This window comes from Pseudonocardia sp. P1 (genome assembly GCF_000178675.2).
In the GTDB taxonomy this organism is placed as follows: Bacteria; Actinomycetota; Actinomycetes; order Mycobacteriales; family Pseudonocardiaceae; genus Pseudonocardia.
The window spans coordinates 4,177,416-4,201,650 of record NZ_ADUJ02000001.1 but is presented as its reverse complement, the minus strand read 5'-3'; the positions used below and the strand labels follow the sequence as shown (position 1 = coordinate 4,201,650).

General features: G+C 75.8%; 16 protein-coding genes. 5 read left to right on the top strand and 11 right to left on the bottom strand.

Going from position 1 to position 24,235, the window contains the following annotated elements; genetic code table 11:
- Positions 1-4 precede the first annotated feature (4 nt).
- From PP1_RS19325 to PP1_RS19315, 3 genes are read left to right on the top strand one after another with little or no spacing between them, the layout of a single operon-like run.
- On the top strand, positions 5-994 hold the full coding sequence (locus PP1_RS19325) for an ABC transporter substrate-binding protein (RefSeq protein WP_029239336.1): 990 nt from the start codon (positions 5-7) through the stop codon (positions 992-994).
- Entirely contained in the window at positions 991-2,121 is a 1,131-nt protein-coding gene (locus PP1_RS19320) for a FecCD family ABC transporter permease (protein WP_010226787.1), read from the top strand. The genes PP1_RS19325 and PP1_RS19320 overlap by 4 nt, the downstream gene beginning before the upstream one ends.
- On the top strand, positions 2,118-2,882 hold the full coding sequence (locus PP1_RS19315; protein ID WP_010226785.1) for an ABC transporter ATP-binding protein: 765 nt from the start codon (positions 2,118-2,120) through the stop codon (positions 2,880-2,882). Before PP1_RS19320 ends, PP1_RS19315 begins: the two co-directional genes overlap by 4 nt.
- A gap of 24 nt (positions 2,883-2,906) precedes the next feature.
- Here the strand turns inward: PP1_RS19315 and PP1_RS19310 are convergent, their stop codons facing one another.
- A complete protein-coding gene (locus tag PP1_RS19310) occupies positions 2,907-4,031 on the bottom strand; it encodes a bifunctional 2-methylcitrate synthase/citrate synthase (RefSeq protein WP_010226783.1) in 1,125 nt (374 codons plus the stop codon).
- On the bottom strand, positions 4,028-5,326 hold the full coding sequence (gene aceA / locus PP1_RS19305) for an isocitrate lyase (RefSeq protein WP_010226781.1): 1,299 nt from the start codon (positions 5,324-5,326) through the stop codon (positions 4,028-4,030). The genes PP1_RS19310 and aceA overlap by 4 nt, the downstream gene beginning before the upstream one ends.
- A gap of 207 nt (positions 5,327-5,533) precedes the next feature.
- On the opposite strand from aceA, the gene PP1_RS19300 reads away from it, so the two are divergent.
- Positions 5,534-6,955, top strand: coding sequence for a short-chain fatty acyl-CoA regulator family protein (locus PP1_RS19300; protein WP_029239335.1), 1,422 nt, complete (start codon positions 5,534-5,536; stop codon positions 6,953-6,955).
- Positions 6,956-6,957: 2 nt separating this feature from the next.
- On the opposite strand, the gene PP1_RS19295 is transcribed toward PP1_RS19300, so the two are convergent.
- From PP1_RS19295 to PP1_RS19280, 4 genes are read right to left on the bottom strand one after another with little or no spacing between them, the layout of a single operon-like run.
- Positions 6,958-7,737 carry an ABC transporter ATP-binding protein gene (locus tag PP1_RS19295; RefSeq protein ID WP_010226777.1) on the bottom strand — a complete coding sequence of 260 codons (780 nt, stop codon included), beginning with the start codon at positions 7,735-7,737 and terminating at the stop codon, positions 6,958-6,960.
- The gene (locus PP1_RS19290; RefSeq protein WP_010226774.1) at positions 7,734-8,777 is read right to left on the bottom strand and encodes a FecCD family ABC transporter permease; all 1,044 of its coding nucleotides are present in this window, start codon (positions 8,775-8,777) and stop codon (positions 7,734-7,736) included. Before PP1_RS19290 ends, PP1_RS19295 begins: the two co-directional genes overlap by 4 nt.
- Positions 8,774-9,802: a FecCD family ABC transporter permease gene (locus PP1_RS19285; protein WP_010226772.1), complete on the bottom strand. Its 1,029-nt coding sequence runs from the start codon at positions 9,800-9,802 to the stop codon at positions 8,774-8,776. The genes PP1_RS19290 and PP1_RS19285 overlap by 4 nt, the downstream gene beginning before the upstream one ends.
- Positions 9,799-10,839 (bottom strand): ABC transporter substrate-binding protein, encoded by a 1,041-nt coding sequence (locus PP1_RS19280; RefSeq protein ID WP_010226770.1) that lies wholly within the window; start codon positions 10,837-10,839, stop codon positions 9,799-9,801. Before PP1_RS19280 ends, PP1_RS19285 begins: the two co-directional genes overlap by 4 nt.
- A 153-nt stretch (positions 10,840-10,992) precedes the next feature.
- Between PP1_RS19280 and PP1_RS19275 the strand changes: the two genes are divergently transcribed.
- A complete protein-coding gene (locus PP1_RS19275) occupies positions 10,993-11,976 on the top strand; it encodes an ABC transporter substrate-binding protein (protein WP_075314774.1) in 984 nt (327 codons plus the stop codon).
- On the opposite strand, the gene PP1_RS19270 is transcribed toward PP1_RS19275, so the two are convergent.
- Genes PP1_RS19270 through PP1_RS19250 form a run of 5 tightly spaced genes read right to left on the bottom strand, consistent with a single transcriptional unit; the run spans position 11,960 to position 24,233 of the window.
- On the bottom strand, positions 11,960-13,363 hold the full coding sequence (locus PP1_RS19270) for a DHA2 family efflux MFS transporter permease subunit (protein WP_010235504.1): 1,404 nt from the start codon (positions 13,361-13,363) through the stop codon (positions 11,960-11,962). The genes PP1_RS19275 and PP1_RS19270 overlap by 17 nt on opposite strands.
- A complete protein-coding gene (locus PP1_RS19265) occupies positions 13,360-22,410 on the bottom strand; it encodes a non-ribosomal peptide synthetase (RefSeq protein WP_249266056.1) in 9,051 nt (3,016 codons plus the stop codon). The genes PP1_RS19270 and PP1_RS19265 overlap by 4 nt, the downstream gene beginning before the upstream one ends.
- Positions 22,411-22,462: 52 nt before the next feature.
- Complete coding sequence (locus PP1_RS19260) at positions 22,463-23,341, bottom strand: siderophore-interacting protein (RefSeq protein WP_010231486.1); 879 nt, start codon at positions 23,339-23,341, stop codon at positions 22,463-22,465.
- On the bottom strand, positions 23,338-23,571 hold the full coding sequence (locus tag PP1_RS19255; protein WP_010231489.1) for a phosphopantetheine-binding protein: 234 nt from the start codon (positions 23,569-23,571) through the stop codon (positions 23,338-23,340). The genes PP1_RS19260 and PP1_RS19255 overlap by 4 nt, the downstream gene beginning before the upstream one ends.
- Positions 23,568-24,233 carry an isochorismatase family protein gene (locus PP1_RS19250; RefSeq protein ID WP_029239603.1) on the bottom strand — a complete coding sequence of 222 codons (666 nt, stop codon included), beginning with the start codon at positions 24,231-24,233 and terminating at the stop codon, positions 23,568-23,570. Before PP1_RS19250 ends, PP1_RS19255 begins: the two co-directional genes overlap by 4 nt.
- Positions 24,234-24,235 lie beyond the last annotated feature (2 nt).

Genomic DNA, 24,235 nt, shown 5'->3' with positions numbered 1-24,235 from the left:
CCGGGTGATCCGATCCCGTCCGGCCCTCGTGGCCGTCGCCGTGTCCGCCGTGCTGCTTCTCGCGGGCTGCGGCTCCGCCGTGCAGGACGCCCCCGCGCCGGGAGGAGGGACGGCGGAGGGCTTCCCCGTCACCGACGACAACTGCGGTGTCACGACGACCTACACCGCCCCGCCGGCCCGTGCGGTCACCCTCACCTCGAACGCCACCGAGCTGATGCTCGAGCTGGGTCTGCAGGACGCGATGGTCGGCACGTCGTACCTGAAGAACCGGCCGATCGGCGAGAAGTACGCCGAGGCCTACGCCGGGGTCCCGGTGCTGGCGCCGGGCCAGCCGTCGCTGGAGCAGCTCGTCGCCGCCGAGCCGGACTTCGTCTACTCCGGATACCCGGACGGGTTCTCCGAGTCCAACGGCCACACCCGGCCGCGGCTGGCCGAGCTGGGGATCGACACCCACCTCAATTCCGAGTCGTGCCGCGAGGGCAGGTCCGGTTTCGAGGACCTGTTCGGCGAGATGACCCGGATCGGTGCGATCTTCGGCGTGGCGGACCGGGCGGAGGCGAGCGTCGGCGAGCTGCGCGGACGACTGGACCGCGTGCGCGAGCAGCTCGGGAGTGTGGAGCCGGTGCCGGTGTTCGTCTACAACAGCGGCGCCGACGCACCGCGGACCGCGGGCGGCAAGGCGATCCTCACCGAGATGATCGAACGGGCCGGCGGGCGCAACGTGTTCGACGACGTCGCCGAGCGCTGGCCCCAGGTGTCCTGGGAGCAGGTCGCGCAGCGGCGTCCCGCGGTGATCCTGATCTACGACTACCTCGAGCCCAGCGTCGAGTCGAAGATCGCCACGCTGCGGTCGACACCCGCGATCGCGGCGGTCCCGGCCCTCTCCACGGGTGCGTTCCCGACCGTCGCGCTGTCCGAGGCCCAGCCCGGCCCGCGGTCGGTCGACGCCGTGGAACAGCTGGCCCGGGACCTGCACCCCGACCGCTTCCGGTGACCCGGCGCGCCGAGCTCGTCGCCGTCCTGCGGCCCGACGGCGCCCTCCCGCGCGGCGCCGCCGCCGGTCCCGTCGCACGGGCCGCGGGACGGTACCCGCTGCCCCTGGTCGTCGCCGGGCTCGCGGTGCTGCTCGTCGCCGTCACCGGGGCGGCGCTCGCGACCGGATCGGTGGCGGTGCCGTGGTCGCAGACCTGGCGGATCCTCGCGCACCGCCTCGGCGGGACCGCCCTGGTCCCCGCCCCGGACTGGTCCCGTGCGCAGGACCTCATCGTCGCCGACACCCGGCTGCCCCGGGTCCTGCTGGCCGCCCTCGTCGGGGCGACGCTCACGGTGGCCGGGATGGTCCTGCAGGCGGTGGTCCGCAACCCGCTCGCCGGTCCGAGCGTCATCGGGGTCTCCTCGGGCGCCGCGACCGGCGCCGTCGTCGTGATGCGGTTCGGGCTGCTCGGGGCCGGGGCGCTGACGCTCAACGTCGCGGCCTTCGCCGGGGCACTGGCGACGCTGGCCGTGGTCCTGACGATCGCCCGCTCGGCCGGCCGGATCACCGTGCTGCGGCTGATCCTCGGTGGTGTCGCGGTCGGGTCGGTGCTGTCCGCGCTGACCAGCCTGCTGGTGCTCACCGCACCCAGTCCCACCCTCGCCTCGCAGGTGCTGTTCTGGACCCTCGGCGGGTTCGGCGCGGCCCGCTGGGAGCTGCTGCTCGGCCCCGCGGTCGTCCTGGTCGCGGGCCTGGTGCTGCTGCTGGGACGGGCCCGCGAACTCGACCTGCTGCTCGCCGGTGACGAGAGCGCCGGGGCACTCGGCCTGGACGTGCACCGGTTCCGGCAGCTGATGTTCGTCGTGATCGCGGTGCTGGTGGGGGTGACCGTCGCGGTGAGCGGCGTGATCGGGTTCGTGGGGCTGATGCTTCCGCACGTCGTGCGCTTCATGGTCGGCGCCGGGCACCGCCGCGGGCTGCCGGTCGCGGTGCTGGTCGGCGCGGTGTTCACCGTGCTCGCCGATCTCGTGGCCCGCACGGTGATCAGCCCCGAGGAGATCCCGGTCGGGATCGTGACCGCGCTGGTCGGCGGACCGTTCTTCGTCTGGCTGCTACGCCGCGACGGACGGCGGGAGGAACACCGGTGACCCCGCTGCGCATCGAGGACGTGACGGTGACCGCCGGCGCCGCGACGCTGGTCGACGGCGTGTCGCTGGAGGTGGGGGCCGGCGAGACGGTCGGGCTGCTCGGACCGAACGGCAGCGGCAAGTCCTCGCTGCTGCGCACCGTCTACCGGGTCAACCGGCCCGCGTCCGGACGTGTGCTGGTCGACGGCACCGACGTCCGGGAGGGGCCCGCTCGACGGGTGGCCCGCCTGGTCGGTGTGGTGATGCAGGACGTGCCGACCGACTTCCCGCTGACGGTCCGCGAGATCGTCGCGATGGGCCGGTCCCCGCACAAGCGGGCGCTGCAGGCCGACGACCCGGTCGACCACGCCCTGGTCGGAGCGGCACTGGAGCTGCTCGACCTCACCCGGCTCGCCGGGCGCCGGCTCGCCACGCTGTCCGGCGGGGAACGCCAGCGGGCACTGGTGGCGCGGGCGCTGGTGGGACGGCCGTCGCTGCTGGTGATGGACGAGCCGACCAACCATCTCGACGTCCGGCACCAGCTCGCACTCCTGGAGCTGGTCGGCGAGCTGGGGCTGCCAGCGCTCGTCGCGTTGCACGACCTGAACCTCGCCGCGCGGTACTGCGACCGGATCTGCCTGCTCGACGGCGGCCGGGCGGTGGCGACGGGGACGCCCGCCGAGGTGCTCACGCCGGAGCGGATCGGCGCCGTCTACGGCGTCACCGCGACCGTGCTGGAGCATCCCTCGGCGGGCTGCCCGCTCGTCGTCCTCTCGCCCTGAACCCGCACCGGGGCGGGCCGGACGTCACCGGCCCGCGGGCACCTCCCTCCTCGCCTTCCCGTCGTAGGCGGCAACCGGGCGGATCAGGACGTTGTCGCCGGCCTGTTCGACGACGTGCGCGGCCCAGCCGCTGATCCGCGACATGACGAACAGCGGCGTGAACAGCGGGGTGTCGAACCCCATGAGGTGGTACAGAGGGCCGGCCGCGTAGTCGAGGTTGGGACGCAGCCCCTTGTCCCGCAGCATCGCCCCGGCGAGCACCTCGTAGAAGGCCAGCAGGTCCCGGCCGCCGCGCAGGTCGGCGATCCGGCGCAGTTCGCGGTGCAGGGTCGGCACGCGGGAGTCCCCACGCTTGTAGACCCGGTGGCCGAAGCCCATGACCGTGTCACCGGCACCGAGCCGCGCGGTCAGCCACTCGTCGACGTCGTCCGGGTCGCCGATCTCGGCGAACTGCTCCATCACGGCCTGGTTCGCCCCGCCGTGCAACGACCCCTTCAGCGCTCCGATCGCACCGACGACGGCGCTGTGGAGATCGGAGCGGGTGGAGGTCACGACCCGGGCCGTGAAGGCGGAGGCGTTGAAGCTGTGCTCGGCGAACAACATCATCGACACCTCGAAGGCGCGCACCACCTCGGGCTCGGGCACCTGCCCGAAGGTCATGTGGAAGAAGTTCTCCGCGTACGGCAGGTCCTCGCGCGGCGCGATCGGCTCCTGCCCCCGCCGGCGGCGCTGCTCCAGGGCGACGACGGTGGGCAGCACGGCCAGCAGCCGCATCGCCTTCTCCCGGCCGGCCTCCGGCGACGGGTCGTCGGCCTCCGGGTCGACCGCGCCGAGCCAGCTGACCGCCGTGCGCAGCACGTCCATCGGATGGCAGGCCGGCGGCAGTGACAGCAGCAACCGCTCCAGCGCGGGCTCGATCGTCCGCAGCGACCGTTCGCGACCGTCCAGTTCCGCGAGCTCGCCGGAGTCCGGCAGCTCGCCGGTCCACAGCAGGTGCGCGACCTCCAGGAACCCGTGCCGCTCGACCAGGTCCTGCGCGGGGTAGCCCCGGTAGAGGAGCACGTTGTGGCCGGGATCGACGTCGGAGATCGCGGTCGAGTCGGCGACGACACCGACCAGTCCGCGGCGGATGCCGGGGTCGCCGGTCATCGGGCGCGGGTGAACTGCTCGGCCTCGGTCGACCCGGCCAGCGCCGTCGTCGACGACTCCGGGTTGACCGCGGTGGAGACCGCGTCGAACCAGCCCGTCCCGACCTCGCGCTGGTGCTTGACCGCGGTGTAGCCGTCGGCCTCGGCCGCGAACTCGCGCTCCTGCAGCTCGACGTAGGAGGTCATGCCGTTCACGGCGTAGCCACTGGCCAGGTCGAACATCGAGTGGTTCAGCGCGTGGAAGCCCGCCAGGGTGATGAACTGGAACGCGTAGCCCATCGCGCCCAGCTCGCGCTGGAAGCGGGCGATCGTGTCGTCGTCGAGGTGCTTGCGCCAGTTGAACGACGGCGAGCAGTTGTAGGCCAGCATCTGGTCCGGGAACTCACCCTTGATCGCCTCGGCGTACTTGCGGGCCAGGTCCAGGTCCGGGACCGAGGTCTCCATCCACAGCAGGTCCGAGTACGGGGCGTAGGCCAGGCCACGGGTGATGCACGGGTCGATGCCGCCGGTCACCCGGTGGAAGCCCTCCGCGGTGCGCTCCCCGGTGAGGTACGGCCGGTCGCGCTCGTCGACGTCGGAGGTGATCAGGTTGGCGGCCTGTGCATCGGTCCGGGCCACGATCACCGACGGCACGTCGGCGATGTCGGCGGCCAGCCTGGCCGCGTTCAGGGTGCGGACGTGCTGCGAGGTCGGGACCAGCACCTTGCCGCCGAGGTGGCCGCACTTCTTCTCCGACGCGAGCTGGTCCTCCCAGTGCACGCCCGCGGCACCGGCGGCGATCATGCCCTTCATCAGCTCGAAGGCGTTCAGCGGACCGCCGAAGCCCGCCTCGGCGTCGGCGACGATCGGCGCGAGCCAGTGCGGGTCGACGTCCTCGCGCCGCTCGAGCGTGGTGATCTCGTCGGCCCGCAGCAACGCGTTGTTGATGCGGCGCACCACCGACGGCACCGAGTTCGCCGGGTACAGGCTCTGGTCCGGATAGGTCTGGCCGGCCAGGTTGGCGTCGGCCGCGACCTGCCAGCCGGACAGGTAGATCGCCTCCAGGCCCGCCCGGACGCTCTGCACCGCCTGGTTGCCGGTCAGGGCTCCCAGCGCGTGCACGTAGTCCCGCTCGTGCAGCAGGTCCCAGAGACGCTCGGCGCCGAGCCGGGCCAGCGTGTGCTCCTCGCGGACGCTGCCGGACAGCGCCACCACGTCCTCGGCGGTGTGACCGCGGGTGACGCCCGCCCAGCGGGGGTCCTCGGACCACTGCCGGGTCAGCTCGTCGATCCGCTCCTGCCGGGTGCTCCCGGTCATGTCGTGCTCCTTCTGCGAAGTCTCGTTCGTGCGTCGCCTCACGTGACGGCCGGGGGTGACCGGACGCCGCGTCGGCTCTCGAACGGGGTGTGACCAGCTTCGGAGTGCGAACGGTGATCAGCGACGGTGGCGTCGTGCCAACTTCTGCACATCTTCCGGGGCGATTCTGCGAATCTTGCGAACACCGATCTTCGCTAGCATCCGGGCATGGCTGCCACAGGTGTCCCGGGAACCCGGCTCCGAAGCCTGCGGGAGACGCGGTCGATGAGCCAGGCGTCGCTCGCCCGCACGCTGGGGATCTCGCCGAGCTACCTGAACCAGATCGAGCACGGGTCCCGCCCGCTCACGGTGCCCGTCCTGCTGCGGATCACCGAGGTGTTCGGGGTCGACGCCGCGTTCTTCGCCGCGCGCCGCCCCGAGCGGCTCGTCGCGGAGCTGCACGAGGTGTTCGCCGAGACGACGACACCGGCCGGGGCGGTGTCGCCGACCGAGATCGAGCGGCTCGCCGCCGAGATGCCGACCGCCGCCGACGCGGTGCTGGAGCTGTACCGGCGGTGGCGGCGGGCCGACGAGCACCTCGCCGCGGCGACCGACTCCCCGCGCGACGGCAGCGACCGGGTCCGGTCCGCGTCCCCGCACGAGCAGGTGCGCGACTTCTTCTACCGGCGGCGCAACCACATCGCCGACCTCGACGACGCGGGCGAGGAGCTCGCGGCGGAGATCGGTGTACGTCGCGGCGAGGTCCGCCGGGCGCTGGCCGAGCGCCTGCGCGGCCGACACGGGGTGAGCATCGCCGGCCTGGACGACACCGATCCCGAGGGCGCCGGCGAGCTGCACAGCTACGACCGCACGCACCGGGTGCTGCGCCTGTCGCCCACCCTGCGGCCCGGCCAGCAGGCGTTCCGGATGGCGACCCAGCTCGGCTTCCTGGAACAGGACCACGTCATCGACGCGCTCGCCGCCGAGGACTCCGGCGACGAGGCGACCCGCACCCTCACCCGGATCGGGCTGGCCCGCTACTTCGCCTCCGCGCTGACGCTCCCCTACGGAGAGTTCCGGGCCACGGCCGAGGAGTTCCGGTACGACGTCCAGCGGCTCGCCGACCACTTCGGACAGGGTTTCGAGACGATCTGCCACCGCCTGTCGACCCTGCAGCGGCCGTCCGAGCCGGGCGTGCCCTTCTCGTTCGTGCGGGTGGACCGGGCGGGGAACATGTCGAAACGACAGTCGGCCAGCGGGTTCCACTTCTCGCGGGGCGGCGGGACCTGCCCGCTGTGGAACGTGTACCACGCCTTCACCGCGCCAGGGGAGATCCACGTGCAGGTCGCGTCCATGCCGGACGGTGCCCGCTACCTGTGGGTGGCCCGCACCGTGCACGGCTCACGGCGGCGCTGGGGCAGCCCGGGCAAGACGTTCGCGATCGCTCTGGGCTGCGAGCTCCGGCACGCTCACCGGCTCGTCTACTCCGCCGGGCTGGATCTCGACGACCCCGCCGCGGCCACCCCGATCGGCGCCGGGTGCCGGGTGTGCAGCCGGGACGCGTGCCCGCAGCGCGCGTTCCCGCGGCTGGACCACGCCCCGTCGATCCAGGAGGACCGCAGCACGTTCGTGCCGTACCCGACCGGCTGAGCTCAGCGCGGGCGCGGCAGCACCAGCGGTGTCCCGGTGAGCGGGTCCGGCATGACGAGCGCGTCCACCCCGAACACCGACGACACGAGCTCGGAGGTGACGACGTCGGACGGGGCGCCCTCGGCGACGATCCGCCCGTCCGACATCGCGATCAGGTGGTGCGCGTAGCGCGCGGCGAGCTCCAGGTCGTGCAGCACCATCACGACCGTCCGCCCCTGCCCGGCGTTGACCCCGCGCAGCAGCTCCAGGACGTCGAGCTGGTGGGCGAGATCGAGGAACGTCGTCGGCTCGTCGAGCAGCATCGTCTCCGGGCCCTGGGCGAGCACCAGCGCGATCCAGGCGCGCTGGCGCTGCCCGCCCGAGAGCTCGGCGACGGGCCGGTCGGCGAGGTCGTCCAGCCCGGTCGCGGCCAGGGCGGCGGCGACGGCGCGCTCGTCGTCGGCGGACCACTGCCGGAACCAGCGCTGGTGCGGGTGCCGCCCGCGCCCGACGAGATCGGCGACGGTGATCCCGTCGGGGGTGGCCGGCTGCTGGGGCAGCACGCCGATCCGCCGGGCCACCTCGGTCGCGGGCAGCCCGGCGAGCTCGGCGCCGTCGAGCAGTACCCGGCCGCCGTGCGGGCGCATCAGCCCGGCGAGCCCGCGCAGCAGCGTCGACTTGCCGCACGCGTTCGGCCCGACGATCACGGTGATCCGCCCGTCGGGGATCGTGACGGACTCGCCGTCGACGACCATCGTCGCGGCCGTGTAGCCGAGGCGGAGGTCCTGGCCGGTCAGCGTCATCCGCTCGCTCCGATCCGGTTGCTGCGCACCAGCAGTGCGATGAGTACGGGCGCACCCACGAGCGCGGTCAGCACCCCGACCGGGAGCTCGCGGGGCAGGAACGCGGTGCGGGCCACCAGGTCGGCCGCCACCACGACGAGAGCTCCCGTCCCGGCCGACGCCAGCAGGCCGGGACTGCGCTCGGCCAGCACCCGTCGCACGATCTGCGGTGCGACGAGCGCGACGAAGCCGACCGGCCCCGCCGAGGCGGTCGCGACCGCCGACAGTCCGACGGCGCAGGCCAGCAGCACGGCACGGGCCCGGCCGATCCGGGGCGAGAGCGACCGGGCGAGGTCGTCGCCCAGCTCCAGCACCTGCAACCGCCGGGTCAGGCCCAGCACCGGTGGCAGCAGCAGGCACAGGCCCAGCGCGACCGGCACGACGTCCGGCCACGACCGGCCGGACAGGCTCCCCACCAGCCAGATCGCCGCCTGGTGGGCGGCATTGACGTCGGCCCGGCCGAGCAGGAACGTCGCCGCCGCGCTGAGGATCGCGGCGACGCCGATCCCGACCAGCACGAGCCGGTAGCCGGAGAACCCGTTCCGGTAGGCGATCGTGTACACCGCGACGGCGGCGACCCCGGCCCCGGCGAGCGCCCCGCCGGTCACCCAGGCGGCGGAGGCCCCGAACCCGATGATCATCACGATCGCACCGGCCGACGCCCCCGCGTTGATCCCGATCACGTCCGGACTGACCAGCGGGTTGCGCGCGATCCGCTGGAACAGGGCGCCTGCGATCCCGAAGGCCGCGCCGACCAGCACCCCGGTGATCGCGCGGGGCAGCCGGTGGTTCACGACGACGTCGTAGGTGAGCAGCGTGCCGTTCCCGGCGAGCGTGTCGAGCACGGTCGCGAGCGGCATCGGGTACTCGCCGACCGTCGTCGCCCACAGCGCGACGGCGACCGCAGCCGGCCAGACCGCTGCCCCGAGCAGCAGCCCGCGGACACCCACCCGCGCGGAGACCGGGCCACGGCGGAACACGAGCGTCCCCGGCGCGCTCACAGGGCGGCCACCTTCCGCGTCCGCACGAGGTGCAGGAACACCGGGCCGCCGAGCACGGCCGCGGTCACCCCGATCTGCACCTCCTCGGGCGCGATCACCACCCGGCCCGCGACGTCGGCGAGCAGCACGAGGCCCGCCGCGAGCAGCGCGGACACCGGCAGCACCCACCGGTGGGCGGTGCCCACCAGCGCCCGCGCGGCGTGCGGCGCGACCAGCCCGACGAACGCCACGGGCCCCGCGACCGCCGTCGCCGTCCCGGCCAGGACGACGACCGCCACCAGCCCGGTGAGTCGGGTGAGGCCGGGCCGGGCACCGAGGCTGCGGGAGGTGTCCTCGCCGAGCGCGACGGCGTCGAGGCGCCGGACCAGCGCGACCGCGAGCAGCACCCCGGCGACGGCGAACGGCACGGCCTGCCCGACCGTGAGGAGATCGGCGCGGGCCAGCGAGCCGACGATCCAGTACCGGAACCGGGCGAACAGCTCCCGGTCGAGCAGCACGACCGCCGACGTCGCCGCCGTGATCAGCGCACTGACCGCGGCTCCGGCCAGCGCCAGTTTCACCGGGGTCGCGCCGTCGCGCCCGGACCCGCCGATCGCGTAGACGGCGAGCGCCGCCAGCGCACCGCCCAGGAAGCCGAACCAGACGTGGCCGGCCAGCGAGCCGATGCCCGCCGACGCCATCACGAGGATCATCGCCCCGGCCGCACCGGCGTTCACCCCGAGCGTGCCCGGCCCGGCGAGCGGGTTGCGGGTGATCCCCTGTGCCACGGCACCCGCCAGGCCGAGGCAGGCGCCGGTGATCAGGCCGGCGAGCGTCCGCGGCAGCCGCACGTGCCGGACGACGATGTCGGCCGGCGAGCCGCCGAACCGCAGGAGCCCGTCGGCCAGCTCCGCCCAGGACAGCGGCCGGGCACCGACCTTCATCGACAGCACGGTGGCGGCGGCGACCACGAGCAGCCCGCCCGGCACCGCCCACGGAGCGGCCGGCCGGGGCCGGAGCACCGGAGCGGGGGCGGTCGCCGTCACTCGGGGTGGACCAGGTCCGCGACCCGCTCGGCGGCGTGCGGACCGCGGATACCGGCAGCACGGTCGGCGAAGAGGAACGGGAAGACCTTCCCCTCACGCACCGCGGTGCTGCCGGACAGCGCGGGGTCGTCGCGGACCTTCTGCACGTCGGCCTCGCCGTCGGCGACGGTCGTCGTGGCGTCGCAGCAGGTCGAGGTGAGGATGACGTCCGGGTCCCTGGCGATCAGCTCCTCCTTGGACACCGCGACGTGGCGCCGCTCGCGGAGGTCGGCGAAGGCGTTCTCGGCGCCGGCCATCTCCAGCACCCTGGTGCCGAAGTCGATCCCGGAGGCGACCCGGTAGCTGCCGTCGTCGTCGTTGAGCAGGATCGCGACCGACGGGCGCGGCCTGCCCGCCACCCGCTCCTCGACGGCCGTCGCCCGGGCCTGCAGGTCGGCGACGAGCTCCTCGGCCCGCTCCTCGACGCCGAACACCCGGCCGAGACCGCGGAGGTCCTCGTGGACGGTCTCCATCGACACCTGGTCGGGGTCGATCGCCTCGTCGGACAGTCCGTCCGCGGAGGGACACAGCGGCGCCGAGATCCAGCTCTGCACACCGAGCCCGGCGAGGTCGGCCCGGGTGCTGATGCCCTCGGTCCCGGAGGTCGCGAACGCGTTGTTGTAGCCGGACATGACGAAGTCCGGGGTCGCCGCCAGCAGGGCCTCGCGGGTCGGGAGGTCCGGCACGTAGGGCACCCCGGCCTGGGCCTCGGCGTAGGGCTCGAGCACCTGCGCGTCGAGGTAGGCGGTGCCGACGAGCCTGTCGGACAGGCCCAGCGCGTGGACGGTCTCGATCGCCGGCTGGTAGAGGGCGTAGATCCGCTCCGGCGGGCCGGGAACGGTGACGGGAAGGCCGCAGTTCGTCTCGGTGACGGCCCCGGCCGCCGCCGGGTCGGCCGCCTCCGGGGCGGGCGGGCCGCCGCAGCCTGACAGTACGAGGGCCGCCGCGGAGAGCAGGGCGGCCGGGACCAGACGGCGCGGAACGGGTCGGGTGCGCACGGGACCTCCACTGCGAGCGAACCGCATAAAAGATGACAAGTTGTTCATATGTGACAACTGTCCGGTCGCGCCAGAGCTGCGGGGGCAGAGTCCGGAAGATCACGCCGAAGGCGGACCCTTGCCCGACAAGGTTAGGCTCGCTTTACTCGGGACATGCCGCTCCTCGTCGCACCCGACGCCACCGCCGGGCCGATCAGCCGCCGGGACCTCCTGGGGCTCGCCGCCGGCTCGGCCGCCCTGCTCACCCTGTCCGCCTGCGGATCCGGCGGGCAGGCGCCCGCCGGGGCGACCCGCACGGTCGACGGCGCGTCCGGCCCGGTCGAGATCCCGGTCGCCCCGCAGCGGGTGGCGGCGACGGACTTCTACACGACCTACGCCCTGCTCGACGTCGGGTTCACCGTCGTCGCGACCGCGGAGGCCACCGTCGGTGGCGTGCTGCCGGGCCTGCAGTCCGCCTACGACGCCCTTCCCAAGGTCGGCAAGCCGCAGGAGCTGTCGTACGAGGCGATCGTGGCGCAGCGCCCGGACCTGATCCTCGGGACGATGGTGCCGGGCCTGGCCGAGGACCTGCCCGAGCGCCTCGGCGCGGTCGCCCCGACCCTGCTGTTCGCCGCCGGCGGCGCTCCCGGGACCTGGCAGGAGCGGGCCGTCCGCGCCGCCGACGCCGTCGGGCGCGGCGCCGAGGCGGAGGCGCTGCGCGGCCGCTACGAGCAGCGCGCCCGTGAGATCGGTGAGCGCCACCGCGACCTGCTGGGCAGGATCCGGATCGGCCTGGTCCGCGGCGGGCCGCCCGGCACCGCGCTGGTCGACCTGCCGCAGTCGTGGAGCGGCGTGGTGCTGGGCGCGATCGGGGCGCGGCTGCCCGCGGTCGCCGAGGGCAGGCCGGGTGCGTCGGAGCGGATGTCCTACGAGGAGGTCGGTGTCCTCGACGACTGCGACGTGCTGCTGCACCTCGCCGACACCCGCGGCGGCGTCGACGGCAACACCACGCGGATGCTGCAGGCGCCGACGTTCCGGGCGCTGCGCGCGGTGCGGGCCGGGAACCTGCACCCCCTGCCGAACTACTACGTCTCGCACTACGGCCAGGGGCTCGCCGTCCTCGACGAGCTCGACCGGATCCTCACCGGGACGGCCTGACCCCCGGCAGCCGGGTCGCGCCCGCCAGGGCGAGCAGGCAGAACCCGAGCACCCACCAGAACGTCTGCCCGAACGCGGCGGCGCTCGCACCCGGGCCGAGCGCCGCCAGCCGGGACTGCAGGATCACCGCCACCAGCGCGGTGCCGACCGACCCGCCGAGCGTGTTCAGCAGGTTCAGGGCGCTCGCCGCGCGCGGGATCATCTCCTTCGCCATGGTCCGGTAGACCAGCGCCATCACCGGTGCCCCGATCAGCGCTCCTCCGGCGCCCCGGACCAGCAGCGACGCGGCGACCAGCGCGTCGGCCGGGCCACGGTCGAGCTGCGTGAACACCACCGTCCCCAGCGCGACCATCGCGATCCCGGCGAGCACCAGGTTCCGCGGCGCGATCCGGTCCACGAGCCGATTGACCAGCAGCGACCCGGCGAGCGCCCCGATGCCCTGGGGCGCGAGAAGCAGGCCGGTCTCCCAGGCGTCGAGCCCGCGGCCGGACTGCAGGTAGAGCGGGAGCAGGAAGGTCGCGCCGAACACCGACAGCCCGAGGATCACCAGTGCGAGCGCGGCCGGACCGAACGGGCTGCGCGCGAAGAGCCGCGGGTCGATCAGCGGGGTGCCGCGGAACCGGAGGCCGTGCAGCACGAACAGCCCCAGCATGGCCAGCCCGGCGAGACACACCGGCACCCCGGGCAGCGCCCCGCCGGTGCGCTCGACCTCCGTTAGGCCGAGGACGAACACCGCGAGGCCGGGTGGGAGCAGCAGCGCACCGCGGACGTCGAACGCCGTCCCGCGGGCCGCCGCGGAGTCGCGCGGCACCAGCAGCACGGCCGCCACCGCCGCGGCGAGGCCGATCGGCAGGTTCACGTAGAACAGCCACGGCCAGCTCGCGACGCCGAGGATCGCCCCGCCGGCGAGCGGGCCGAGCACCGGCGAGAGCAGCGGGACGACACCGACGATCGCGATCATCCGGCCGATCCGCCGGGGCCCGGCGAGGCGGGCCAGCACCGCCTGCCCGGTCGGCGGGAGCAGCCCACCGGCCAGACCCTGCAGGATCCGGAACGCGACCAGCGACGTCAGCGACCAGGCCAGCGCGCACAGCGCCGACGCCACGACGAAGCAGAGCACGGCCACGATCCAGGTCCGGCGACCGCCGAACCGGTCGACCAGCCAGCCCGACGTGGGGACGGCCGCGACCACGGCGAGCAGGTACGCGGTGCTCACCCACTGGATCTCGACCGGGCTCGCGTCGAACTCAGCGGACAGGGTGCTCACCCCGACCGCGACGATCGTCGCGTCCAGGGTGGCCATGAACGTGCCCAGGACCAGGACGAACGCGGCCCGCACCAGCGGCGCGTCGATCCGGTCCGAGGTCTCCGGGGCCGCGCCGCTCATCCGGCGGTCCCCTCCCCGGCCAGGGCCACCAGCTCGTCGCGCAGGAGCCCGGCGAGCACGGCGATCCGGTCCGCACCGAACAGCGCCTCCGGCCAGGTGAACCGGACGGCGAGGGTGGGCGCGCCGTCCCCGCCGTCGGCGGTCGCGAGCGCGTTCACCGCCAGCTCGTGCGGGAACGGCATCGCGGCCGGGTCGCCGGAGCCGAGCGCGCCGGCGTCGGCCGGGGCCCGCCACGGCTCGTCCGCACCGGTGGGCGCGGTGAACCGGCCCAGGTAGTTGACCGTCACCCGGGGCCGGACGGCGTCGCCGAGCGGCCGGTCCGGCGCGTCCCGCAGCAGACCGTGGCCGAGGCCGTCCCCGGCGGCCCGCAGCTGGGCACCGACCGCCGCCGGCCCCCCGGTACCGGGGCGGACCAGCGCCGGGGTGACCGTGGTGAACCAGCCGACGGTCCGGGACAGGTCGAGCGCGCCGGTGCCGTCCGGGTCCGTCGCCGGACGGCCGTGGCCCTGCAGGTCCACGAGCAGCTCCGGCTCGCCGGTCCGGCCGCGCCAGCGGTGCGCGGCCCGGGCCAGCGCGGTGAGCAGCACCGCGTCGGGTCCGGTGCCGTGCGCGACCGGCAGCGTCGTCAGCACGGCCGCCGTCGTCGCCGGGTCGAGCCGGATCTCGTGGTGCCGCGCGGTGGCGGCGGTGTCGCGGCCGGGGTCGAGGGCGACCTCACCCCAGCCGGGGTCGGCGGCGGCCGTCACCGCCCGCCAGTGCGGGAGCTCCGCGCGGCGGGCGTCGGTGGCCGCGTGCAGCGCCCGGGCCCAGCCGACCCAGGTCCGCCCGACCGGTGGCAGCGCGGGCGTCGCGCCGGCCGCGACGGCCCGGTGGGCCTGCGCGAGGTCGTCGAGCAGCACCCGCCACGACACCGGGTCGACGACGAGGTGGTGTGCCAGGAGCACCAGCCGGCCCGGCCGGTCCGGTCCGGCGTCCAGCCACTCGGCACGCAGCAGCGGGCCGCGGTACGGGTCGAGCCCGTCCCGTGCGGCGGCGATCCGCCGGTCCGCGACCGCCCTGGCGTCGTCGCCGGGCGCGAGCGCGGTCCGGACGAGCACGTCGGCGCCGGTGACGGCGCCCGGACCGGGGACCCGCAGCACCGGTTCACCACCGGTGTCCGGCACGGCGAGGTGCGCCCGGAGGGCGTCGTGCCGCACCAGCAGCGCGTCCAGCACGGCGTGCCAGAGCGTCACGTCGCCGCCCGCGGGCACGACGGTCTCCGTCCACTGGCAGTAGCCGGCCGACGGGTCACCGGGCCGGCCGCTGCCGCCCCGGCGGAGCAGGTCGCGCATCACCGGGGTGAGCGGCGCGTCCCCGGAGACCGGGCCGGTGTCGGCGGGGGTGTCGGCGGCGGGGACCGAGCGAGCCGCCATCCCGGCCGCCGTGCCGCCGTCGAACACGTCGCGGGCGGTCAGCAGCCGGCCGGCCCGGCGGGCCCGGGAGATCACCTGCAGCGAGACGATGCTGTCGCCGCCGGCGGCGAGGAAGTCGTCGTCGGGGCCGATCGTGTCGTCGTCGAGGACGTCCCGCAGCACGCCGAGCAGGATCCGCTCGGCCTCGGTCGCGGGCTCCCGGGACGGCCCGGCCGTGACGCGGTCCGGCGCGGGCAGGGCGTCGCGGTCCAGCTTCCCGGCCGGTGTCAGCGGCAGCCGGTCGAGCAGCACGAGGTGGGTGGGCACCATGTGCGCGGGCAGCTCCGCGGCGAGCGCGGCCCGCAGCGCCTCCACGGCGGGGGCGGCGCCGCCGGCCGGCACGACGTAGCCGACCAGCCGGTCGTCACGCACGACCACGGTGGCGGCGCGGACACCGTCCTGGGACCCGAGCACGGTCTCGATCTCGCCGAGCTCGATCCGGAACCCGCGGATCTTCACCTGGTGGTCGGCCCGGCCGAGGAACGCGATCTGCCCGTCCGCCCGCAGGTGCACCAGGTCACCGGTGCGGTACATCCGCTCGCCGGGCGCACCGAACGGGTTCGCGACGAACGACGACGCGGTCTCCCCCGGCCGCCCCAGGTAGCCGCGGGCCAGCCCGGCGCCGGCCAGGTACAGCTCGCCGGTGCGGTCCGGGCCGACCGGCTGCAGGCCGCCGTCGAGGACGTAGGCGCGGATGCCCGGGTCGGGCACGCCGATGGGCAGCGGCCCCGGGTCGTCCGGGTCGTACGCCCAGGCCACCGCGTTGATCGAGACCTCGGTGGGGCCGTAGCAGTTGACCAGCCCGCGGCGGGCGCCCCAGCGTCGCGCGAGCGCCGGGTCGAGCCGCTCTGCCCCGACGAGCAGGGTGATGTCCGGCGGGAGCGTGCGGTCGTCGGGCATCGCGGCGAGGAACGACGGCAGCAGGTTCGCCAGCGTGATCCGCTGGGCGGCGATGTGGTCGAGCAGCGCGTCCGCCGAGTCACGGACCTCGGCCGGTGCGACGACCGAGGTCCCGCCCGAGGCGAGCGCGATCACCGTCTGGAAGAAGGCGACGTCGAAGCTGGTGGAGGCGAACTGCAGCACGCGGTCGTCGGGCGTGGCCCCGAACGTGCCCTCGGACAGCAGGACCAGGTCGGCCAGGCCGCGGTGCGGCACGCCGACCGGCTTCGGACGACCGGTCGTGCCCGAGGTGAAGATGACGTACGCGAGCCGGTCCGGGTCGTAGGGCGGCAATGGCGGGCCGTCGCCGCCCACGAGCACCTCGTCCAGCCGGATCCGCGGCACGCCACGCTCGGCGAGCAGGCGTTCCGCGTCGCCGCCGGTCGTGGCACCGACGGTGAGCGCCGCGACCGGGGCCGCGTCGGACACCATCGTCTCCAGCCGGGCCTGCGGGTAGGCCGGATCGAGCGGCAGGTAGACCGCACCGGCGCGGAGGATGCCGATGATCGCCAGCGGCATCTCGACGTCCCGGTCGAGCAGCACCGCGACCGGCTGCTCGGGCCGCACCCCGCGGCGCACCAGCTCGCGGGCCAGCGCGTCGGCCCGGGCGTCCAGCTCGGCGTAGGTGAGCACCCGGTCCCGGCACTGCACCGCCGGGTGGTCCGGCCGGGAGGCGACCCAGCCGGCGAACCGTTCGGCGAGGGTGAAGGTCGCACCCGGGCCGCCGTCGGCGACGCGGAGGGCCTCGGCGCGGGCCGCGGGATCGAGCAGCGGCAGCGCCGTCGCCGGACGCTCGGGGTCGGCGACCAGCTCGTGGAGCACGGTGTGCAGGGCGTGGCCCAGCGCGCGGACCGCGCCACCGCTCAGGGCCGCGGGCTGGTACCCGAGGCCGATCACGATCTCGTCGTCCGGGATCACGACGACGGTCAGCGGGTAGTGCGTCGCGTCGGCGATCTCGACCCCGGCCAGGACGGGGCCCGGGCCGGGGCCGGCGGCCGGACGGCGCTCGGCGGCCGGGAAGTTCTCCATCACCAGCATCGTGTCGAACAGGTCGCCGGCACCGGCGTCGCGCTGCACGTCCGGCAGCCCCACGTGATGGTGCTCGGACATCGCGACGGACCGGTCGTGCACCGCCCCGAGCACCGCGGCCGCCGTGTCCCCCGGTGCCCAGCGGACCCGCACCGGGACGGTGTTGCCGAGCTGCCCGACCATCCGCTCGACGCCGGGGACCTCGGCCGGGCGACCGGAGACCGGCTGTCCGAACAGGACGTCGCGGCGGCCGGTCGCCCGGCCGAGGACGATCCCCCATGCGGTGTGCAGCACCGCGGTCAGGGTGACGCCGCGCTCCCGGGCGAACCGGCGCAGCGACGCGCTGAACCCCGCGCCGAGCGCGACGGGGTGCCGCTCGGGCCGGGCGACCGTCGTGCCGGTCGCGCCCGGCGCGATCCGGGTGCCCTCGTCGACGCCGTCGAGGAGCTCACGCCAGGCCCGGCGGCCTGCGTCGTGGTCACGGGCGGCGAGCCAGGCGAAGTGGTCGGCGACCGGCGGCGGGGGCGGGACGGCCGGGCCGCCGCCCAGCTCGTCGTGGATCGCGAGCAGGGCCTTCCCGACCAGCGGCATCGACCAGCCGTCGAGCAGCGCGTGGTGGTTCGTGATCGCCAGCCGGTGGTCGCCGGGCCCGAGCCGGGCCAGCAGGAACCGGATCAGCGGCGGGCGGGCCGGGTCGAAGGGCCGGGCCTGCTCGGCCGCGGCCACCCGGGCGAACGCGGCGGCCGGGTCGTCGTCCCCGGTCAGGTCGGCGAACCGCCAGTCGAGGTCGACACCGGCCGGGACGACCTGGACGACCCGGCCGTCGTCGAGCGCGGCCAGGTGGATCCGCAGCGGCGGGTGCCGGCGCAGCAGCTCCGCCGCCGCCGCGCGCATCCGGTCCGGGTCGAGGTCCCCGGCCAGGGTGACGACGGCCTGCACCACGTAGACGTCGGTGTCGCCGTCGGCGAGCGCCATGCTGTGGAACGACAGCCCGGCCTGCAGCGCGGTCGCCGGGAGCACGTCGGCGACCGGGCGCTCCTGCTGGAGCTCGTCGATCGTGGCCTGGTCGAGCCCGACCAGCGGCAGGTCGGACGGGGTGAGCCCGCCGTCGCCGGTGCCGAGCCCGGCGGCGTGCGCGGCCAGCCCGGCGACGGCGGCGGCGAAGGCGCGCTGCACCTCCGCGACCCGGTCCGGGCCGAGTGCGGCACCGGCGGCGGTCCACTCGACGGAGAGGCACTCACCGCCGGCTCCGCCGGTCAGGAAGCAGTTCAGCGCGAGCAGCTGCTCGAGGGCCTTGCCGGGCGGCTCCGTCACCGCGAACGCCGAGCCCTCCGGCATCCGCCAGCCCGCCCCCGGCGACGCGGCGAACCGTCCCAGGTAGTTGACCAGCACGTCCGGCGGGGCGTCGTCGCCGAGCTCCGCGCGGGTGCGCGGGTCGAGCCACCGGAGCACGCCGTGTCCCGAGCCGTCACCGGGGACGGCGCGGGCGGCTTCCTTCGCCGCGCGAAGCAGGCGGCCGGCGGCGGGCCCGCCGGCGAGCGCCTCGCGCAGCGCGTCCGGGCAGGCGACCTCCCCGAGCGGGAGCCGGACCGGGTGCTCGACGGTGAACCAGCCGACCGTCCCGGCCAGGTCCAGACGGGCGGACTCGCGGCCGTGGCCCTCGGTGCCGACCGTGACGGCGTCGGTCGCTCCCGTGACGGTGCGCAGGGTGAGGGCGAGCGCGGCCAGCAGCACCTCGTCGACACCGGCCCGGTAGGCGGCCGGCAGCCGCTCGACCAGCGCGGCGGTCTGCCCGGCGTCGAGCACGGTCCGGTCGTGGCGTGCGGTGGCGACGGTGTCGCGACGCGGGTCCAGCGGACGGTCCCCGATCCGGACGGTCGCGGCGGCGGCGGACCGCCAGTACGGCAGCTCGTCGCGGCGGGCCCCGCTCTCGCCCTGCTCGGCGAGCACGGCCGCGTGCCGCCGCCAGGACGCGCCGGTGCGGGGCAGCGCGGGATCGTCCCCGCGGGCCGCGGCGGTCCACGCGCGGTGCAGGTCGGGCAGCAGCACCCGCCAGGAGACGCCGTCGGCGGCGAGATGGTGGACGACGACGAGCAGCCGGTCCGGGGTGCCCTCGCCGGTCCGGGCCAGCAGCACCCGGACCAGGTCCGCCGCGGCGGGATCGAGCTCTCCGGCCAGCAGCCCGGCGAGGTCGGCGACCCGGTCGTCGGTGAGCGGCCCGGTCGCGGCCTCCCGGAACGCCCGGGCGGCGTCGACGGCACCGGCCGGGAGCACGGCCGGCACCCCGTCCACGCAGCGCAGGCGCAGCGCGTCGTGCCGGTCCAGCACCGCGCCGACGGCGGCGGCCAGGTCCGGGGTGCGGGCCGGGACGTCGATCCGCAGCGCGGTCCACTGGGCGTACCCGGCGATCGACGCCGGGTCGCGGTTCGGGGCGAGCAGCCCGCGGACGATGGGGGGCGCCGGGACCGGGCCGGCCGGCTCGTCCGGGACCACGTCCGGGCCGGTGGCGGCCGGGGTGGCGGCACTGCTCATGGCGGCGAGGGCCGCCAGGCTGCGCCGGGCCAGCAGGTCCCGCGGGCGGAGCTCCAGCCCGGCCTCACGCAGCCTGCTGCCGACGGCGATCGCGGAGATCGAGTCGCCGCCGAGGGCGAGGAAGTCGTCGTCCACGTCGACCCGCTCGGTGCCCAGCACCCCGGCGACGACGTCGTGCAGCGACCGCTCGGCGTCGGTCGCGGGGGCCCGGGAGGCGGCCGACGGCGCCGGTGCGGGCAGCGCCGCCCGGTCGAGCTTGCCGTTGACCGTGGTCGGGAGGGCGTCGAGGACCAGCACCGCGGACGGCACGAGGTGCTCGGGCAGGCGCGCGGCGAGCGCGTCGCGTACGGCGTCCGGGGTGAGGTCGCCGGTCACGTAGCCGACGAGCCGGTCACGGCCGGCGTCGGCGCGGACCGTCACGGCGGCGGCGCCGACCCCGGGCACCGCGGCCAGCTCGGCCTCGACCTCGCCGAGCTCGACCCGGTAGCCGCGGATCTTGACCTGGCCGTCGTCGCGGCCGAGGAACTCCAGGCCCGCGCCGGTGAGCCGGGCCCGGTCACCGGTGCGGTACATCCGCCCCGGCCCGAACGGGTTCGCGACGAACCGTTCCGCGGTCGTGCCGGGCCGGTCCAGGTAGCCGAGCGCGAGGTGCGGACCGGCCAGGTAGAGCTCGCCGGGCTCGCCCGCCGCGACCGGCTCCAGCGCGGCGTCGAGCAGGTGGGCACGGGTGCCCGCCAGCGGGAGGCCGATCGTCGGGTGCCCACCGGTGACGGGCGCGAGGGTCGCGTCCACCGTGGCCTCGGTCGGGCCGTAGAGGTTGTAGGCGGTGACCCCGGACTCGGCGACCCGGCGCCACAGCGGCGCCGGGGTGGCCTCGCCGCCGAGGACCAGCAGCACGGGGCGGTGCTCGCCGTCCAGCAGGCCGGCGTCGAGCAGCGGCCCCGCCAGCGACGGCGTGGTGTCGACGACGTCGATCCGGTCGGCACGCAGCGCCGCTGCGAGTGCCTCGCCGTCGCGGACCAGGTCGGTGCCGTAGAGGTGCAGCTCGTGCCCGGTCAGCAGCCAGGTCAGCTGGTCCAGCGCCGCGTCGAAGGCGAACGAGTAGGTGTGCGCGGCGCGCAGGCCACGCCCTACCGCGCGTTCCGCCTCCGCGACGAGGGTGCCGCGGTGGTGGTGCACCAGCCCGGCGAGGCCGCCGGCCCGGGCGAGGACGCCCTTGGGGCGGCCGGTGGAGCCGGACGTGTAGAGCACGTAGGCCGGGCGGTCCGGGTCGAGCGGCCCGGTCGCCGCGGTCCCGGCCGGGAGCGGTCCGGTCGGGTCGAGGACGGCGCAGGCGGGCGCCGGCAGGTCGGCGACGGTCTCCGGGGTGGCCAGCAGCAGGGCCGGGCGAGCGTCGTCGAGCAGGTCACGGCGCCGCTGCGGCGGGTGCGCCGGATCGAGCACCAGGAACGCGGCCCCGGCGTCGAGCACGGCGAGCAGTGCCACGACGAGCGCGGGTTCGCGGGGCAGCGACACCGCGACCACGTCGCCCGGTCCGAGCCCCCGCCCGCGCAGCGCGGCGGACAGCTCCCGCACCCGCCCGACCAGCTCCCCCGCGGTGAGGCGGACGCCCCCGTGCACGAGCGCGGGCCGGTCCGGGTCCGCGGCGAGGTCGTCGAGCAGCTCCGGCAGGTCCTTCGGCGTGCCGGCCGGGGCCGGGCGGTCGAGCGCGGCGAGGGCCCGGTCCCGCTCGTCGGGCGCGAGCAGCCGCACCGCGCCGACCGGGGGCAGACCGGGCCCTGCGAGCGCGGTGAGCAGGTCGGCCAGCGCGTCGAGACGGCGGCGCAGCACCGGTTCGTCGTTGGTGCGGGCGTCGGCCTCGAAGCCGAGGAGCAGGCCGCCGGCCGCGGTGGGGGTGGCGGTCAGGCCGAGGTCCTCCGGCGGGCCGCCCGCCACGTTCACGAGCACGCCGGTCGACCCGCCCAGCCGGACACCGAAGTCGAACGACGCCTTCAGGTTGATCCCGCGCCCGTGCAGCAGCTCGCCCGACCCGGGCAGCTCCCGGGGCAGGTCCTCGCCACGGAACCGCTGGTGCGCGCGGACGTCGCGCAACGCCGCGGCGGTGCGGCGGCCCAGCTCGTCGAGCCGGTCCCCGGGGCGCACCGCGAGCCGGAGCGGCAGGACGTTGACCATCATCGCCGGGGTGCGCAGCGCCGCGGACCCGGTGCGGCACATCAGCGGGAGCGCGAACACCACGTCGGTGCGGCTCTCCAGCCGGTGCAGGAACGCGGCGTACCCGGCGATGACCAGCTCACCCCAGGTGACGCCGGCGCCGTCGGCGACCTCCTTCAGGCGGGCGATCGTGTCCGGGCCGAGCTCGCGGTGCGCGGTCACGGTCGCCGCGGCCGGGCCGTCCGGGGGCGGCGGGCCGCCCGGGGCCTCGGGCAGCGGGGTCAGCAGGTCCCGCCAGAACGCCCGGTCCTGCCCGGCCTGCTCGCCCGCCCGGTACTCCAGGTCGGCGGCGACGAGGTCCGCGAACGGCCGGAACGGGCATCGCGGCGGCTCCTCCCCGCGGACGGCGGCGGTGTAGCGGGCCCCGATCCGGCGGCAGAGCTGGGTGGCGGAGTAGCCGTCGAACACCAGGTGGTGGCCGAGTTGCAGGTAGTGGACCTCGGTGTCGCCGAGCACCGCGACCGACGGCCGGAACAGCGACCGGCCGGTCATGTCCCGGCAGCCGGCGGCGATCCGGGCCCGCTCGGCGGCGACGAGGTCGCGGGCCGCGGCGTGCGGGTCGGGGTCGTCCCGCAGGTCGACGACGGGTGGCGGCGGGACCGGGTCCGGGTCGACGTACTGCCGCGGGCCGTCCGGTGTGGTCACCAGCCGCAGGCGCAGCGTCTCCGCCTCCTCCACGGTCGCCCGGACCGCCTCGACCAGTGCCGGGACGTCGACCGGGGCGTCACCGGAGATCTGCAGGACGTCGCCGACCACGTAGTACGGCGAGTCCGGCTCCAGGCGCTGGGCGTTCCAGATCCCCAGCTGGGCGCCGGTGAGTTCCAGCAGGCCGTCCCCGGCGGTGCTCCCCGTGTCCACGTCGGTCCGGACGGTCGCCGTGCTCAACAGATCTCCCTCGCTCGCGGTGTCCGGCACCCGCGGCGCGGGCGGCCGGTCCTCAGTGGCCGTGGCCGTGCTCGTCCTCGTCGTCGCCGTGGTCGTCGAAGTCGGTGACGCCGCGCTTCCAGTAGCCGGTGACGTCGCGGTCCGCCGCGTCGAGGCCCAGCTCGTCGCGCAGGAAGCGGCGCAGCGGCTTGATCGCCGTCGTCTCCCCCGCCACCCAGGCGAAGACGCGCGCGTCCGCGGGCGGGCGCACCGCCGTCACCGCCTTCTCCAGGGCGTCCGACGTCCCGGCGGGCACGTCGCCGCGGTGCACCCAGCGCACCTCGACGCCGTCCGGCGCCGACATCGGGAGCTCGTCGGCGGCGTCGGTGACCTCGACGAACGCCCGTCCGCGAGCGTCGGCGGGGAGCCGTTCGAGGATCCGGGCGATCGCGGGCTGCGCGGTCAGGTCGCCGGCCAGCAGGTAGTGGTCGTAGCCGTGCGGGATCGCGAGTCCGCCGGGCGGGCCGGCCACCGGGATCCGCTCGCCCGGCGCCACGGTGCGCACCCAGTCCGAGGCGAGGCCGCCGTCGTGCACCACCAGGTCGATGTCCAGCTCACCGGCGTCCGGGTCGTGCCGGCGCACGGTGTACTCGCGCGACACCGGCCGCGGGCGCGGCCAGTTCAGCATGTCGCCGTCCTGCTCGGGCAGGCGCAGCACGCCGTCCTCGCCGGGGAACACCAGCCGCACGTGCTCCTCGTCGCAGTGGCTGTGGAACCCCGCGAGCCCGGGACCGCCCAGGGTGAGCCGCACCATCGACGGGCCGACCGGCGCGGTCCGCAGCACCTCCAGCTCGCGCAGCAGGATCGGGTACGGCACCTTCGTCGCCCCGGTCTCCCGGCCGTAGGCCGTCGCGAGGTTCCCGGCGACGTCGCCGCGGTCCGCCCGCTTCACGCCGCACCCCGGACGATCTCGATCCAGCGGCTCAGGACGGGCTCCTCGGCCAGGTCCGGGAACTCCAGTGCCGGGGCGCCGCCGTCGCGCCAGCGCTCGACGAGCGTCATGATCCGCATCGAGTCGAGGCCCCGGTCGAGGAGGTCCTCCTCGGGGTCGATCCCCTCCGGCGCGACGCCCAGCAGCTCGGCGACGTCGGACCGGATCCGCTCCGCGGTCGGCGCGCTCATCCGCCCACCCCGGCCGGGGTGGCGGCGAACGCCCCGAGGACGTCGGCGGTGCCGGTCACCACGCCACAGCGCTGGGCGACGTACTCGCACGCGGCGTCGTGGTGGCGGCGGGAGAAGTCGGCGACGGCGTCGGCCACCAGGAACGGGGCGACGTCGCGCATGAACGCCTCGACGGCGGTCGCCTGGCAGCCGATGTGCGCGTAGATCCCGGTGACGAGCAGCTGGTCCCGGCCGCCCTCGGCGAGGCGCTCGGCGAACGTGCTGCGCTGGAACGCGCTGTAGCGCCACTTGGTGAGGACCTCGTCGCCGGGCTGCGGCGCGAGCTCGTCGACCACGTCGGCGGCGGCCGGGTCGTCGTCGATCACCGCGCCGATCCCGTCACCCCAGAAGTCGGTGAGCAGCCCGCGGTCGGCGGGGTCCTGCCGGCCCGGCTGGGCGGTGTAGAACACCGGCACGCCGCGCTCCCGGCAGGCGGCCAGCAGGGCCGCGATGTTCGCGACGACCTCCGGGACCGGGGAGCCGGCGTAGGGCGCGAGGAAGTAGCGCTGCATGTCGTGGACCAGCAGTGCGGCCCGGGACGCGTCCGGCTGCCACGCGACCCGTCCGGCCGGGCGCTCGGCCGGGGCCGGCAGCGGGTAGGGCTCGATCCGGGGCAGGGACATCT

Bases quoted from the DNA above. Each gene is read 5' to 3' on its own strand.
- PP1_RS19300 (WP_029239335.1), top strand. From the start codon at position 5,534: ATGGCTGCCACAGGTGTCCCGGGAACCCGGCTCCGAAGCCTGCGGGAG.
- PP1_RS19310 (WP_010226783.1), bottom strand. From the start codon at position 4,031: ATGACCGGCGACCCCGGCATCCGCCGCGGACTGGTCGGTGTCGTCGCC.
- PP1_RS19250 (WP_029239603.1), bottom strand. From the start codon at position 24,233: ATGTCCCTGCCCCGGATCGAGCCCTACCCGCTGCCGGCCCCGGCCGAG.
- PP1_RS19295 (WP_010226777.1), bottom strand. From the start codon at position 7,737: ATGACGCTGACCGGCCAGGACCTCCGCCTCGGCTACACGGCCGCGACG.
- PP1_RS19255 (WP_010231489.1), bottom strand. From the start codon at position 23,571: ATGAGCGCGCCGACCGCGGAGCGGATCCGGTCCGACGTCGCCGAGCTG.
- aceA (WP_010226781.1), bottom strand. From the start codon at position 5,326: ATGACCGGGAGCACCCGGCAGGAGCGGATCGACGAGCTGACCCGGCAG.
- PP1_RS19270 (WP_010235504.1), bottom strand. From the start codon at position 13,363: ATGAGCGGCGCGGCCCCGGAGACCTCGGACCGGATCGACGCGCCGCTG.
- PP1_RS19275 (WP_075314774.1), top strand. From the start codon at position 10,993: ATGCCGCTCCTCGTCGCACCCGACGCCACCGCCGGGCCGATCAGCCGC.